The organism is Chitinophaga sp. (genome assembly GCF_039596135.1).
In the GTDB taxonomy this organism is placed as follows: Bacteria; Bacteroidota; Bacteroidia; order Chitinophagales; family Chitinophagaceae; genus Chitinophaga.
Window position 1 is genome coordinate 18509 of sequence record NZ_JBCNKH010000039.1, and the last position, 15249, is coordinate 33757.

Genomic DNA, 15249 nt, shown 5'->3' on the forward strand with positions numbered 1-15249 from the left:
CGGGTTCGTCCTTCAAAAAGTGACAGGTATAGAAAAGATACTGCTATTATAGAAATTAGTCAAACTAAATTATCGTTAATTGATGAGTGGCAGCAGCCTGAACCGGACTATTAGCTGTTCATTCATATCTTTGCCACTGTTCGAAAAAAGAACAGGCTGAACCACCGGAATGAATGGGTTTCGTAAAAACACGCTATGATCCGTCTTATTTTAATTATTCTTTTGCTGCTGACTTCATTACTCACAGTTATCAAAGCACCTACCTATCACCTGTGGATGCTCGCCATTGGCGCCGCTGAACTGGCGTGGATTTTCATTGTGATCACGCTGGTGGTCATGCTAAGTGGTTTCTTTATACATGACTACAATACATGGGGCACCGTATTGGGTTGTGTGGCCATCATACTGTTTCTCTCTCCCCTTTTCAGGGCGTACGATGTGGCCAGTCACTTACCCAAAGCCATGAATAAAGCGCTTGGAGATGAGTCAGATGCAACGCCTTTGAGCCTGTCTGTATTACTCTCTGGTTATAAAGAAGCCCCTGTTGCTTATAAAAGCCTGCCTTATTGCAACAACCTGCATGTGGACTTCTACCCTGCCGTACATCCGGGCAATCATCCCTGTGTAGTGCTGGTGCATGGTGGATCCTGGAGTAGTGGCAGTAGTCAGGACCTTCCTGAACTGAATATCTACTTAGCCAATCATGGCTACCATGTAGCAGCTATCAATTACAGGCTGGCGCCGCAATACATATGCCCTGCGCCAGTGGAAGATGTGTACCTGGCCATGGATTACCTGCGTGCCCATGCCGGAGAACTGCGCATCGACACGAACAATTTTGTATTGATGGGCCGCTCTGCCGGCGCACAGATTGCTTTGCTGGCAGCCTATCGCGAGCAGGTACCGGGACTGAAAGGTGTAGTAGATTTCTACGGTCCTGCTGATATGGTGTGGGGTTATTCACTACCTGCCAGCCCACTGGTTATGGATTCCAGGAAAGTAATGGAAAACTACCTGGGTGGTACTTACAGCGCAGTACCAAACAACTATGCAGCCAGTTCCCCCGTTGAATTTGTAAACAAAAATACAGTGCCTACATTACTCATTCATGGTGAACATGACGTGCTCGTAGCGTATGAACATAGCATCAGGCTGGAAAAGAAACTACGGGAAAATGGTATTAAACATTTCTTTCTCTCGCTGCCCTGGGCCACCCATGGGTTTGATTATAACCTGAAAGGGCCGGGCGGACAATTATCCACCTACGCTGTATTAAGATTCTTACAAAATATATGTAAAGGATAAAATCAGACTGCGTCTGGTACAAAGTTGATTTCTGACTCGTCAGTAAAAGCGACATATACTCTCTTCCATGGCTGATCATCTATTAGTTGCCACTTATGGCCACTGCCAGTGGTATCCATCGCAATGAGTATATCTCCGGGTTGAAGTGTGAAGGTCTCACCCGGACCGGTTTCAAACAACAATGTTCCGGTAAGGGTGATTACATATTGTGTAGTTGGCGCCGGGTGCCAGTCGTAAAAACTATGCGCCGGTGTTTCGTTGAACATAATTGATGCAGCAGGATTTACCTGCAGATTCGACACAGTACCCACCTGTACATAAGAATGGCCGTCGTTGCCTGTGTATAACTTGTACGCCCTGATCATAACTATTTAAACATTTTCCTGAATGATTCCAGCAATCTCACCGGCAAAGATTTTGCACGGGAGAATGCTTGTTCCGATGCCTTACGTTCCTGTAGTATTTCCGTTCTGATCACAGGATCTACCTTTATATAGCGCGAAAGACGATTGACCAATCTAACTCTTTTTCTTCTTAAATGAATGAGCTGTACCAGCTCATCATTACCGGCCTCACCTTTCAACTCTTTCAATTGCAGTGCCGGCACAGGATTATTGCCTGCTATAATACTGTTAATTTTTTGCATATACCCCCACCCTACCTGTTGCTTACTATGCACACGATAGCGGATCAATGGCGCTTCTATATATCCCAGCATCTTTGCATTGGCGGCGACCAGTGCAATCCACGCATCATGCCAGATCTTGTGCATAAGACGGAATGGCAGGATCTGTGGCAGGCTCTCTTTTTTGAGCGCAAGTGTTGCCCCGGTTACAATACGACCGTGTTTCAACAGGTAGCGCAGCAGATCATCTTTTGTTTGTGCATATGCCCTTACTTCGGCAGTGAAGCCAACCACATCCCATAAGGTAGATGGTAAAGGAGCACTGTTTTCATCCATGAAAACAGCATTGGTAAAGACCACCTTGTTCTCCGGATGATTATTAAAATATGAGACCACCGTTGCTACTTTCTCTGGCAACCAGCAATCATCATGATCACTCAGAAAGATGATATCTCCTTTGCTCTCTGCCAGTACACACTCAAAATTCTTACGCGCCCCTTTGTTCTTTTCATTACGAATAATGCGGAAAAGATCAGGATAACGACTGGCATAATCATTCAAGATCCGGATAGTCTGATCTGAGGAAGCGTCGTCGACTACCACTATTTCATTCACGCGCAGCGTCTGGTGAATGATGGTTTCCAGTTGTTCCGGAAGGTATTTCTCACTGTTGTAGGTGCAGATGCCGACGGATATGATCACTGATATTTGAATTTGCTGCAATATAGGGCAAACGAATCCCATTTTTTATTCCTTGACTATGGCAACTTTATTATGTATTAATATTCAAATTAATATAACTCATCCTTTTTCATTCATTTTGCAATAGTTGCCTTTGTCAAGTTGATAATCTGCTACATTTATCCTGCTCAATAACCAACCCCATGTTAAATTTCGAATTTAAAAATCCTACGAAGATCCATTTTGGGAAAGGACAACTTTCTCAACTCCCCAACGAGATTCCTGCTGGTGTAAGATTACTGATGGTGTATGGTGTAAGCAGTATCAAACAAAATGGTATTTACGAACAGGTTAAAAGTCACTTAAAGGAATATCACCTTTTCGAATTTGGCGGCATCCATGCCAATCCCGAATACGAAGTGCTGTTACAGGCGCTGGACATTATCAGGAAAGAAAAGATCAATTTTATACTGGCTGTAGGTGGTGGCTCTGTCATAGATGGTGCAAAATTTCTGGCAGCAGCAGCTAAGTACGAAGGAGATAATCTATGGGATATGCTTACCTATAGAATCAGGGTAGAACATGGTATTCCATTTGGCACTGTACTTACCATGCCGGCTACCGGTTCTGAAATGAATTCAGGCGCGGTGATCAACAGGGCTGCAACACAGGAAAAATTGCCCATGGGTCATGGCCCGGCCCTCTTTCCACAGTTTTCAATTATGGACCCGGAGTTCATTGCTTCCATTCCTGTCCGGCAAATAGCGAATGGGATCACGGATGCCTTTACACATGTGCTGGAACAATACATGACCTATCCTACCGGCGCCCTGCTACAGGATAGATTTTGCGAGAGCATTCTACAGACATTGATTGAAATCGCACCCCGGATTATTGAAAATCCGGCGGACTACAATACGGCGGCCAATTACATGTGGTGCTGCACCATGGCCCTGAACGGCCTGATTCAAAAAGGAGTTCCTGCAGACTGGGCAGTGCATTCTATGGGGCATGAATTGACTGCCATGTATGGAATAGATCATGCCAGAACATTAGCTGTGATCATGCCCTCTCATTACAGGTATAATATCCATTCTAAACAGGAAAAACTGGCCCAATATGCGGCACGGGTATGGAACATCACAGCCGGTAGTATACGCGAAAAAGCCTATGCGGCTATCGATCGTACTGAAGCGTTTTTTCACTCTCTGAACATCGCTACACATTTATCTGCTTATACCCCTGATTTTGAAGGCGCTGCCCAGCAGATTTCCCGCCGGTTTATTGAAAGAGGCTGGTATGGGCTGGGGGAAAGGAAAACACTGACACCTGCCGATGTGGAAAAGATCGTGGAAATGAGTTATTGAGGGCCGCCATCACAGCGGCCCCTGTATTAATTAAGCAGAGATCTTATCCTGCAATTCTTTTACTGTCATATTGTAGAGTACACTGTGCCTGTTATTCACCCTTTGTACCAGGTGCACATGCGCAATAAACTGTTGTACTACTGAGATCTTATCACTTGGTGTCACCACCAGTAATTGTAAGTGCAGCTGCTTACAGAGCTCCATAAGGTAAGTTGCCTTTTCCTCATCCTGGTTACTGAAGCTCTCATCTACTGCAATGAAACGGAGGCTGCGGGTATTCTTGCCTTCCCTCGTGATACCAAACTGGTAAGCAATGGCGCTACACAGAATAGTGTAAGTGAGCTGTGCTTTTTCACCTCCTGACAGTTGTCCCATCTGGCGGTAAATTTTCTTGGACTCGTTGGTATTGCGATACCTTTCATCTGCCCAGAACTCAAACCAGTTACGGGCATCCATTACCCTGCTACGGTAGGTTTCACTTTCATCCAGTGCGGTGATCAGTGGCATCACTCTTTCACGGAAGTGCGTGGCCTTTTCTTCGAAGGTGCTTTGTTGCCAGTTAGCCGCCTGTGGCAGGGCATCGAGTAAGCGGCTTTTGAATTCCCTTACTTCCGTACCTGTTGGTACAGGCCGCTTTACCAGCTGTATGTAAGTATCCGGCAGGCGGTTGAAGTTGATGCCGCTCAGAGATTGATTCAGCTTCTGGATGGTATTGGAGATATCACGCTCCCACTTCTCCATCTCTTCGTTCAGGCCCCCGATCTTGTAAGTGATGGTGACGTTGATATAGCTTTCAAAATCCTTTTTAAAACGGGGCAGGTTATCGTTGCTCAGTTTATCCAGCCATTCGATGTATTCACCCGCATTTTTCGCCTCTTCTGACATCGCGTGAACATCTGCACTCCAATCAGGGAAACGCTGTAATAATTCAGGAGAAGGGTTTTTAAGACGATTGATACTGCGGTTCAGCAATACCTCTTCTTTATGACTGGCATCTTCTGCCTGCTTCAGGTTTTGCTCCTTGCTATCACGCAGCGATTTGTAGATGCTGCCGATATTATCCAGCGTTACCTCACTCAGTTCCTGGCTATGCTGCTGCTGGAATTGCAACAGTTGGTCCTTGTCTGCATCCGTGATGTGTTGTAACAGGTGTTGCAGGGTTTCCTGCTCTGTTTCCATATCGGAAATAGTACGTTGCTCCAGTGCTTCGTTCCTGATTAGGGTAGCCTGGGTTTCCTGTACTTCCTGCTTTTGCCTTTCTATATCCTGCAGTTGTTCTGTCAGCGCATCCAGTTCCATGTTTTCATCACGCATGGAAGCAATCTGTTCTTCTGCTTTATGAATGTTTTTCTGGATCTTAGGAATGTTCAGCTCTTCAAAACCTTTGTGCTCCTTTAAGCGGCCGGCAGCATAGAATTGCTTTTGCAGGCGCGCAGAGCGGGTTTTGCAGGTTTGCAGTATTTCGGTACTCGATGTGATGGCTTCATTCAGCTTATTACGCTTAATGATCAGCGCTTCTTTTTTCCTGTCATTGTTCCAGCCCATCACATAGCGGGACTCATCGTTCCTGTTGGAGCGGTCATCCTTTTCATGGCGGTCCCGGTTCTTGATCAGCCCTTCGATGGTGATGGCCATATCATAGCGCTGCAGAAGCTTTTCGTTTTCTACACAGGTGTAGTTGAAATGCTGGATGATTTGCTGCTCTACCCATTCGGTGAGCTTGTGATCAGGATGGAAATCCAGCTTTTCATAAACGGTGTTTTCATCCGGGTACAGGTTGAGTGCTGATTCCTTGATCTGGTAGTATACCAGGCGGGTACGCATGTTATTGTTGTTCACATAACTGGTCACCTTCTTGTAATGTTTGTCAGGCACCAGCAGGCGCAATGCAAAGGAGTGCAGCAGCTTCTCGATAGCTGGTTGCCAGTGCAGTTCTTCTGGTTTTACCTGGATCAGTTCACCGGCAAAGAGGATCTCACCTTCATCTATCTTCAGGTAATTGCACATGTCTTTGCGCAATTGAATCAGGTGAGAAGGGATGTTGTTTTTAGATTGGTGCAGGAGTTCTATTTCCTTTTCCAGGCTATCTTTTTCGCTATCGGCTTTTTCCTTTACCCGCTTGGCACTGTACTCATCTTCTTCATTCAGACGCTGCTCTGTTTCCAGTTTCAGCGCTGCACGGCCGGCTTCTTTCAGCAGGCGTGTATAGGTAGCTTCGTCATTGATTTCATTATCCTTGATGTGCAATGTTTCGCACCAGGTCATGAACTCCTGCAGGTTCGCTTCTGCAGCTACTTTCTTCTGGCGCAGTTCTTCGATCGTCTTTTCCAGCTGTTGCAGGCGCTGACCAGCTTTGTTCTGTTCCAGCATATTGCGGGTAGTACGCTCCTGTTCCAGCAACTCATTCATCTGCGTTTTGGATGTTTCGATCTTGCGGAGCAGGGTGGTTACTTCCTGACGTTTTTCCTGCAAGACCTGGCCCAGCAACTGGCTGCGGGTAAAGCTGTTCCAGATGGTGGCGGTATTCAGGTCCTGTTTATAGCCGGAGATCTTTGCTGCATAGTTGGCAAAATTCGCATGGTGTTCCTTGATTGGTTCCAGCATGCGGATCTGTTCTTCTGCCTTTTCGATGTTGCGTTGTGCATCGAGCAGGGTAGTCAGGTGTTTTTTCAGTTCCTGAAACTGCTCTTCCATGTTACGTGGTTCCAGCATGTTGGTCCGGATAAAATCGTCCAGGTTACCCAACACTTTGATACCTACGGTCTGGTTAAAGAGCTGTAATGCCTGTATACTCTGCATACCCAGGGCGTCTACCAGTCGCTGTGCATATTTGCTGGCGGCGTCGAACCATTCTACCTGTTTACGCGCACCTTTGTTGTACAATTGATCGATCCGTTTTTTCCACTGGCCGCCCAGGTCGAAGGGACGGAAATCGTCTGCAATGTGCATAGCCCTGTGCGCCACGCCAAAGATCTTGCGCATGTCGCCATTCACAAAGTAACGTACCTGGAAGATGGTCACGAACTGTTCTGCTTCGTTGGCAAAGTTGGCCAGCAGAATGCTGTAGGCTTCATCTTTGTTCTCGCGCAGGTACAGGGTTTTGGTCACGCCTGTGGCCTCGTTGTTCACCATACCATAGCCTCCCATTACATAGGAGTCTTCGGTACGGTCGCCTTTCTTTTCACTACCACTACTCTGGTTGTAAAAGCGATATTTTTTTTCCGGCACCATCAGGGTGAGTAGGGCATCGATGAAAGTGGTCTTACCACTACCATTGGCACCGGTGAGCAAACTGGTCTCCCCTTCTGGCTTGATGGTATGAATGTGTTCATCAAAGGTTCCCCAGTTGAACACTTCCATATATTGCAGGCGGAAGCCGGTCTTTTGACTATCTGTACTAAATACGTTTAATTGCATTGGATGAGTTGGTTTTGCTTACTCCGCCTCCACAGGGGTTTCCTGGTGAGCGAGCAGTTGTTGCTGGAATTGCTCCAGCGCTTCGCTGTCTACTTTCGCTTTGATGATTTTCCTGATGCGAAACTTCTGTTCATCGATCAGGTCGTGGTTTTCTATTTTTTGCAGGAAGCCGTTTTCCTCCACTTTGTCGATCAGGCGGTCTATATCTTTCAGGAAGCGGATACGGCTGGCGCCTTCTTTGAAGAACAGTTCTGCATATTCCTTGATCTCTCTTCTCTTCTTGATCAGCTCACGGGAAGAGGAATCGCTGATTTCAAATTCGGCCATCATCTCGCGTAGCAGCACCAGCATAATGCTTTCTTCGTAAGAGAATGAGCGGCGCTGTACCCAGCTCACATAGGCTTCTTCGTCTTCAGACATGGCATGCTTTACAAATGCATAGCCATCCTGTTCATCCAGTACCAGGGTGAGGCCCAGTTGCTGCAGGAAGATGATCAGTTCCACCTTGTATTGCAACAGTTTCTCCCAGGCACTTTTTTCTACGTATTCTACGGGTCCTTTGAGCAACTTGACTACTAAGGAAGCGTAGGGTAATATTTTGACAGGTGTACTCATACTTGTTTATTTTCCGAATAAGAGATAAGGTACTTCCAAAAACCGGGTTTGCTCTGCATTGAGCGGTATCAGTTCTGTGGTATTCTGTACGGTGTATGCTTTGCCCCCTTTTTCCCTGACAAAGTCGTAATAGCTGATGATTTCAGCAAGGCCATATTCCAGCGGTGAAGCTTCCAGTACTTCTTTGAGCGTAGCGGTCTGCTTGTCTTTCAGCACGCTTTCTACTTTTGTCCACAGGTATTTTTTGTTGATATGAGAAGTATTGAGCAGGCGGCTGAAACGTGTCATATCCTCTATTTTCTCAGTAGCCGTACCTGGTTGCTTTACTTCTGTGATGGTTTTCTTTTGTTCCAGGGTCAGCTTACGCTCCAGGATCATCCTGATTTCAGCACTGTCGTCAATGCTGATGCCGGCTTCTACATCCACTTCTTCTTCTTTGAAACCGAACACCAGTTCTTTGATGCTGTTGATCTGCTTGCGCAGGCGGCGGTGGCGTGCTATCTCTTTTTCAGAGATGATACGGCTTAGTTTTTCCGCCATCTTATCGTTGGCATCATATACGTTCTTTCCTTGTTCCAACAGCAGGGATTTGATGTTGGTGAGGAAGGATTCGTCTGCCTGTATGCCTCTTTCATCTACCAGGTGCAGGAGCTGTTCGGTGAGTTCCCGCCATTCTTCCTGGCCGGCGCGGGAGATGAGGAAGTCCCAGAAGGCGTAGAAGCTCTTACCCTGGTTACTGTTGCGCAGGGAGTCGTAGGCTTCGAATGCAAAACCGATGATGGCACCTTTGCTTTGTTCAGCGCGGGTATGTTGCTCCACGATCGTGCGGTGAATCTGTTTGAAGTTATCTTCTACCTCGCGGAAGTCGCTGATCAGTTCATAACAGAGGCGGGTAAAGAGTTCCAGTCGTTCCTGTACCTGGGCATTGTTGTACCTGTCCGGAGTAATACCTAGTTCCAGTGCCTTGATTTCTTTATCGATTTCAGCGCGCTTATTCTTGAGTATTTCCAGTTTCTTTCCCCTGTCATCTTCGGTGTTCTCCACGATATCGCGGAGAGAGTTGAAGAGGAGTTTGAAGCGGCTTTCTGTACCTACGTGCTGGCGTAGCTGCAGGGTTTGCATCCACTGGAATACTTTTTCAGTATAAGCGCTCAGCTGGTAGCGGGTATTGCCTTCGGCATCCGGCAGATCCTGCAGGATGCGTTTCTGTACCCAGTTGAGTATATATTTTCGGCTGCGTGTTTCTTCGTCTTCACCAAAGTTGATCCTTGCTTCTTCCAGGTCTTCCACGCCGTCTTCCTGTAAGCTGAGCGTTTCGGCCAGCATTTGTACCAGCTGGGACTCAGGGATAGAGAAACGGTTCTCTTCCTTGAACACGCTGTACAGGAATGGCAATATCCAATGTGTGTTGCGCAGGCGCAGCATCTGGATAGCAGGTGAAGAGGAAATGAGCCAGAATAAATCGTCTTTGTTCATAGAGGGTGCAAATTGTAGAAAAAAAAGGAGTGAACAAAGAAGGAGTTACCCCCATTACCTGTTGAAAAAAAGAGTTGATTTATAATCTTCTGTATGGTTGATCCATTCCTGCGGAATGTGTTCAGTACCAGCTGATAAGGCAACGATGCCCCCCACGATGGCACAGGTGGTATCCCGGTCGCCAAGGCCATTTACAGTAGTCCAGATGGCGGCCTCAAAATCATGCAAATGGTGGGCTGCACACCAGAGGGCAAAAGGCACCGTATCCTGGGCGAGCATTTTCGCCCCGCTACCCAATATGGAAACGATGGTACGGAGGTCGTAATTGGCTGGTAATGTGGCTGCTTTTTGAATTTTGGACCGGGTATCGCTGGCTGGCGTGTGCTGAATAATAAAATTGAAAAAATCGGCAGGGGCAATACCTGGTTGCTGAATCACGATACTGGCAGCCAGGGCTACGGCAATCGCGCCGGCAATGGCTTCTTCGTTATAATGAGTAACTTCCGCCGAAAGGCGGGCCTGTGCCACAAGTGTATAGACATCATCGTGAAAGTAAGCGCCCAGAGGAGCGGCACGCATGGCAGCACCATTGCCCATGGAACCCATGCCGTCAAAGGCATTGCTGCTCACAGTTTTCCAGTCTTCGCCCTCCCCTATTGCACGTAGAATAGCATGAGCGGTACCACCGTAACCACGGTAATTGTCTAAATTATAATTTCTGGCAAATTCAGCTGCAAGCTTTGCCTGGTCTACCTTTCCTCCCTGTGCGAGCATATTGTAGATGCCGATAGCCATAACGGTATCGTCGGTGAAGTTCCAGGAACTCGATTTTAATTCCCTGTTAATTAGTCGCTTCGTAATGAGATCTTCATTGCCAAAGAAGGTTTCTCCAAAGGCGTCTCCAATTGAGAGACCAAATAGAGAGATGCTGGCAAGGCGTAGTTTTTCGGCTATGGTCATAGGGTATAAAGATACTAATAAATCAATGCAGCATACATATTCCCCTGCCCAAAAGCAGACGGTCGTTCTCTCAATTTTTTAATCTGCCTGTCAGGAAAATGGGTTGACAGTTTGCTGTAACTAACCGGATAAGGCACCCATGTTGGCACCGGTTTTTCTATATCGTACTCAATCACTAACAAAGTTGAACTATATCTTTTCAGCTTTTGTAAAAATGCAGCTTTATCCTTTACATAATGCAATGAATTGGCCATCAATATACCATCCAAAGCACCAAAAGGAAACGGATCAAACACAAAATCAAGCTCCAATACCTGCACTCCATGCCCCGGTATCTTCGAAGCCGGTTTACGATCCACTGCGTAGATAGTACTACCTGCTGGCAGGTAATGCGCAAGTGCAGTAGAAAATAAGCCACTGCCGCATCCCAGATCTGCCCATTTACTCACAGGCGCATGCTGCAATACATCGCATTGTATAAACTGAATGGCTTCTGATAATTGCATGATTAAAGACTATCTGTATTCAACATGGCTTTGAGGATGTTCGCCTCTATATCCACATCACTGAGGTTCTGCAGAAAATTCACATCATCAATCTTATTATGATAATCCGATATCAACCTTTTAATATCCGGAGGAATCTGCGTTTTCACCACACTGGCAGTGCTTTGCAGCTGGTCATTTTTATCCGCTATTTCCTGAATGATCTTCGCTTTTTTGGAGATATTGTTGTGCAGATCAATTCCTGACAGATCTGCCAGATCGAGGAAGAGAAATAAACTACGCGATGGTACAAACACAAAGTACTTATCTACTCCTGTAATGCTATATACTTCCAGTATGAGGCTACCCGCCGTCAATCCGCAATAGAACTCGCTTTTGAACTCCACCTTATTCAGAATGCCCATCAGCCTTCTGTGGATGGTAGCATATGCATTGCGATATACCTCTGCAGGATTATAGTCTGTGAGTTTTTCTACCAGGTCGAAGGGAACATCGAAGAAGAAATCTGCCGCAAAACGGGCACTAAAGGCATTGATATTTTTCGAGAAAGGCGACTCATCTTTCTCTTCTGATAATAACTGGAAAAGCCGACGCAGGGACTGGTTTACTTTCAGCGCCTGTCGCTGCTTTTCCAGGTTATAACTTGCTTCTGTAAATACGTTGCTATTCAGCTTGTCAATAAGGTCTCTGTTCAGCTGTATCTCATCATGAAGAATGAGTACATTCCGCTCGTTGGCACTTTTGATTTTCCTGAGTAGTTCGATAATGGTCAACGAATATTGAACATGAAAGAGTTCCAGTTTATTGATATCCAGGTCCGCATTGTTCTCAAATAATTTATGGATCACCTGTGTACGCAGGTAAATCTTATAGATTATTTCATCTTCGAAAAAGACTGAGAGCAGCTGTAGCTTGCTGATCGTTCTTTGTGACTCACTTAATATGATGGCCCGGTTCTCCTCCATTTTCTAGCGTTCCTTATACGTTGGTTACATTCTTTCTCAGCTCTGTTTCAAGTGACTGCAATTCGGTATTCAGTTGTTTTCTGTTTTCTGCACCCTGATCGTGAATACGTTTCACTTCATTCAGTGTTTCGATCAGGGAAGAAGTAGTCCGCTTCAGCGTATCGATAGATACCACGGTACTTTCATTCTGCCTGGCTACTTCAATACTGTTTTGTTTCAGCATGTCCGCATTCTTCTGCAGGATGGTATTGGTCGTATCTGCTACTTTCTTCTGCATTTCCACATTCGCCTTTTGCCTTTGCAGGGCAACGGCAATGGTCAGCTGGTTCTTCCACACCGGGATGGTGGTAGATACGATGGACTGCGCTTTTTCAGCAATGGCAGTATTGTTATTTTGCACAACCCTGATCTGTGCCAGGGACTGCATCATGATGAAGCGTACAATCTTCATATCGGCCAGTCGCTTGTCCAGGCGGTGCAGGAACTCACGCATGTCAGAGATTTCGTAATCCTGGTATGCAGTCGGGTTGCCTTCCATTTCAGCCAGCTTAATACTCAGCTGGTTGTATTTGTACTGACCGGAGATGATCAGTTCTTCCATCTGCTTGATGTAGTTCACATTGTTGTCGAACATCGTCTGCAACGCTGTGTTATCCTTCAGGGAGTTGATACGACCCGCTTTGATCTTGTTGGTGATCTTGTCCACATTGGCAATCACGGTATCGTACTTCTGGAACATTGCTTTCACATCCACTACCAGCTTCTTGAAGAAAGGTATTTTGGACATAAAAGACTTGAATCCGCCCTGTTCCAGTTCATCTACATCTATATAGTTCAGTTCTGTGAGCAGATCGTTGATGTGGCCCCCTACTTCTCCGGAGTTGAAAGTACGCACAGAGGTAAGGAAGTCGTTGCTGTACTTGTCCATGGATTTCTCCACTTCAGCTCCATAGTTCAGGATGGCGTTCACATCACCAGGTACGAGGGACTTACTGACTTCCTCGAACTTTTTGCTTTCGTCCGAAGTGACGGTGGTGAGGTCCACATTGCCTTCCCTGTCTATGTGCGGGGTGGCAACGACTACATCAGTTGTTGTATTTGCATTGATATCCATTAGCAAATGTTTAAGTCTTATAAGTATTGGCGGGTCACTGTATCAACAGTTTCCTGCAGTTTTCTGTCTTTGGTAGCTTCCCCGATGGCATTGAACTTCCATTCACCATTCTTTTTGTAGAATACTCCCATGACCATAGATACGTGTCCGGCAAAGGCTGCATCGTGCGCAATGTCGTACTTGGCAAATACTTCGGTCACCCGGCTGGGCGTACCTTCGTAAATACGGATAGATGCAAATGGGATGGTACCAAAATCCTGTCCCCTGAAGCTGTTGAGTACAAAAGCTACATAGTTTACAGCAGGATTGAGGATGGAAAAATCCAGTGTGATCACTTCATTATCCAGCCCGTCGTTACCATTTACATCCCCGGTCAGGTCGTCACCGCTATGTTTTACTGCCCTGTCCTTAGATTGCAAGTTACCAAAATAGACAACTTCCAGGGCCTGTTTGTTTTCGTTGTATAATACGCAGCTACCATCCAGGTCTACGGCTTCTTTGGTTTTGCCGAGTCCGAATAAACCTTTCTTTTCAATAGCTCCCCAGTTGATACCCACACATACTCTTTCCAGTTTGGTGCCATTGCTTTTTTCGAGGGAAATGCGTTGTCCTTTCTGTAAGTTGATAGCCATGATGATTAGTTATATTTATTCAGATAATCCTGTAAACCGCCTTTCATGCCGGCACCTACAGCTTCAAATTTCCATTCGTTGTTTCTCTTATAGATCCTGCCAAACTCAACGGCAGTTTCGATAGAGAAGTCTTCTTCCAGCTCGTACTTAAGCAGTACCTGGTTGCTGGAAGCATCCACAATGCGCACATAACTGTTTCTTACCTGGCCAAAGTTCTGGCGTCTTGCTTCTGCCTCATGAATGGTCACTACCACAGAAAGCTCGGTTACATTAGGATCTATTTTAGACAGGTCTACCTTAATCTGTTCATCATCGCCAGCACCCTCACCTGTCAGGTTATCGCCGGAATGTTCTACCGCACTGTCCGGGGATTTTTTGTTGTTATAGAATACAAAATGAGAATCTGATAAGATCTTTTTATTTTCTCCGAGAATGAATACTGATGCATCCAGGTCAAAACTGGAGCCCGTGGAAGAGCTATTGGTGTCCCAACCAAGCCCGATTGTGAACTTAGGCGCATTGATTGCCTCTCTCTGTCCTTTTTGAAGGTTAATTGCCATTTTCTAAGCTTTTATATTATTTGTCGGATATATGAACCTGTTAATGAAGCCGAGGTTGCGGGCGTAAGCGTCAATGGTATGATACCCGTTGCCCAGGGCCATGTTATACAGCAAATTGACAAAGTTGTCCGATTGATTTTGTAAAAAGATACAAAACGACTCGTAATCATAATTGAGGATATACTTTACAATCCTCGTATTGATCAGGAAACTATCCCCCTGTATAATCTTTTCAAGATCGAAGATAGACTTCACATGGTGATAATTTAAATAATTTTCGATGTTCGGATGAATTGAAGGATTGGCCAGCTCTGCGAAATATAGCAGGTAAATGTCGTTCTTCAGCTCATATTCCTCTACCATGCGCAGGATCATCTTTTCATGACTGCCTGTAATGCGGATATCATCCAGGAAAATTACAGCTTTTCCTTCCAGGAACGACCTATCGATATGAAAAGAATCATTATTAATCAGGTTAAGCCGCTCAGCTGCATTCAGCTCTCCATAATCTTCCTTGTAGGTGATGGTACGGTGTACTTTGGCCTCCTGTACTACCGGGTAGCCCTCCTCCGCCAGCCACCTGTTAAGACGGAATACAAAGTGATTCTTCATCGCAAATGTAGCGGTGGGAATGAAGGAATATGGGCTGGAAATAACAACCAGTTGCTTTTCCAAAGGCACATAATGCAGGTAGTTCCTGATAAATCCTTCGGCAAGGGCTATCCCAAAATCCTTCGCAACCCCATCATCTCCAAATTTAAAGCGGCTATAGGCATCAGGAGAGAAACCAAAGCTGTCAGGATGGTGGATCTTATGTAATGAATAGGTAAATGTCATTAGTTTAACAAACTTTTTTAGTTCATAAGTCGAATACAATACAATCTTAAAATGCCTGGTTTTGGGTCCATTTAGCTCTTGTCCCTCTGTCAATATTTTAAAAATAACGAGATTTTCCGGGTTCCGTCGATTTGGAAGTTAAATATTTGATGAAGTTTTTATACAAAGGGGGGAATAAGGGTCAAACGA

14 protein-coding genes are annotated in these 15249 nt (G+C 45.7%); 2 read left to right on the plus strand and 12 right to left on the minus strand.

The features are described from left to right. Positions 1 to 195 precede the first annotated feature (195 nt). A complete protein-coding gene (locus ABDW16_RS20585; RefSeq protein WP_343672341.1) occupies positions 196 to 1305 on the plus strand; it encodes an alpha/beta hydrolase in 1110 nt (369 codons plus the stop codon). Positions 1306 to 1307: 2 nt separating this feature from the next. On the opposite strand, the gene ABDW16_RS20590 is transcribed toward ABDW16_RS20585, so the two are convergent. Next, a complete protein-coding gene (locus tag ABDW16_RS20590; RefSeq protein WP_343672342.1) occupies positions 1308 to 1670 on the minus strand; it encodes a hypothetical protein in 363 nt (120 codons plus the stop codon). Between the two features lie 2 nt (positions 1671 to 1672). Beyond that, complete coding sequence (locus ABDW16_RS20595) at positions 1673 to 2632, minus strand: glycosyltransferase (RefSeq protein ID WP_343672343.1); 960 nt, start codon at positions 2630 to 2632, stop codon at positions 1673 to 1675. A gap of 182 nt (positions 2633 to 2814) precedes the next feature. Here ABDW16_RS20595 and ABDW16_RS20600 point away from each other — a divergent pair, with 182 nt between their 5' ends. Then, positions 2815 to 3978, plus strand: coding sequence for an iron-containing alcohol dehydrogenase (locus ABDW16_RS20600; RefSeq protein WP_343672344.1), 1164 nt, complete (start codon positions 2815 to 2817; stop codon positions 3976 to 3978). 30 nt (positions 3979 to 4008) lie between these two features. Here ABDW16_RS20600 and ABDW16_RS20605 read toward each other — a convergent pair whose 3' ends face one another. Genes ABDW16_RS20605 through ABDW16_RS20650 form a run of 10 tightly spaced genes read right to left on the minus strand, consistent with a single transcriptional unit; the run spans position 4009 to position 15060 of the window. Further along, a complete protein-coding gene (locus ABDW16_RS20605) occupies positions 4009 to 7395 on the minus strand; it encodes an SbcC/MukB-like Walker B domain-containing protein (protein ID WP_343672345.1) in 3387 nt (1128 codons plus the stop codon). A gap of 18 nt (positions 7396 to 7413) precedes the next feature. Next, the gene (locus ABDW16_RS20610) at positions 7414 to 8010 is read right to left on the minus strand and encodes a DUF4194 domain-containing protein (protein WP_116853447.1); all 597 of its coding nucleotides are present in this window, start codon (positions 8008 to 8010) and stop codon (positions 7414 to 7416) included. A gap of 6 nt (positions 8011 to 8016) precedes the next feature. Continuing rightward, the gene (locus tag ABDW16_RS20615) at positions 8017 to 9486 is read right to left on the minus strand and encodes a DUF3375 domain-containing protein (RefSeq protein ID WP_343672346.1); all 1470 of its coding nucleotides are present in this window, start codon (positions 9484 to 9486) and stop codon (positions 8017 to 8019) included. A 54-nt stretch (positions 9487 to 9540) separates the two neighbouring features. After that, positions 9541 to 10446: an ADP-ribosylglycohydrolase family protein gene (locus tag ABDW16_RS20620; protein WP_343672347.1), complete on the minus strand. Its 906-nt coding sequence runs from the start codon at positions 10444 to 10446 to the stop codon at positions 9541 to 9543. Between the two features lie 14 nt (positions 10447 to 10460). After that, positions 10461 to 10952 (minus strand): class I SAM-dependent methyltransferase, encoded by a 492-nt coding sequence (locus ABDW16_RS20625; RefSeq protein ID WP_343672348.1) that lies wholly within the window; start codon positions 10950 to 10952, stop codon positions 10461 to 10463. Positions 10953 to 10954: 2 nt separating this feature from the next. Further along, positions 10955 to 11917 carry a hypothetical protein gene (locus ABDW16_RS20630; RefSeq protein ID WP_343672350.1) on the minus strand — a complete coding sequence of 321 codons (963 nt, stop codon included), beginning with the start codon at positions 11915 to 11917 and terminating at the stop codon, positions 10955 to 10957. A gap of 13 nt (positions 11918 to 11930) precedes the next feature. After that, positions 11931 to 13031 (minus strand): toxic anion resistance protein, encoded by a 1101-nt coding sequence (locus ABDW16_RS20635; RefSeq protein WP_343672351.1) that lies wholly within the window; start codon positions 13029 to 13031, stop codon positions 11931 to 11933. A gap of 17 nt (positions 13032 to 13048) precedes the next feature. Then, on the minus strand, positions 13049 to 13663 hold the full coding sequence (locus tag ABDW16_RS20640; protein WP_343672352.1) for a TerD family protein: 615 nt from the start codon (positions 13661 to 13663) through the stop codon (positions 13049 to 13051). A gap of 5 nt (positions 13664 to 13668) precedes the next feature. Beyond that, complete coding sequence (locus tag ABDW16_RS20645) at positions 13669 to 14223, minus strand: TerD family protein (RefSeq protein WP_343672353.1); 555 nt, start codon at positions 14221 to 14223, stop codon at positions 13669 to 13671. Between the two features lie 3 nt (positions 14224 to 14226). After that, entirely contained in the window at positions 14227 to 15060 is an 834-nt protein-coding gene (locus tag ABDW16_RS20650; RefSeq protein WP_343672354.1) for a phosphoribosyltransferase family protein, read from the minus strand. Between the last annotated feature and the right edge of the window lie 189 nt (positions 15061 to 15249).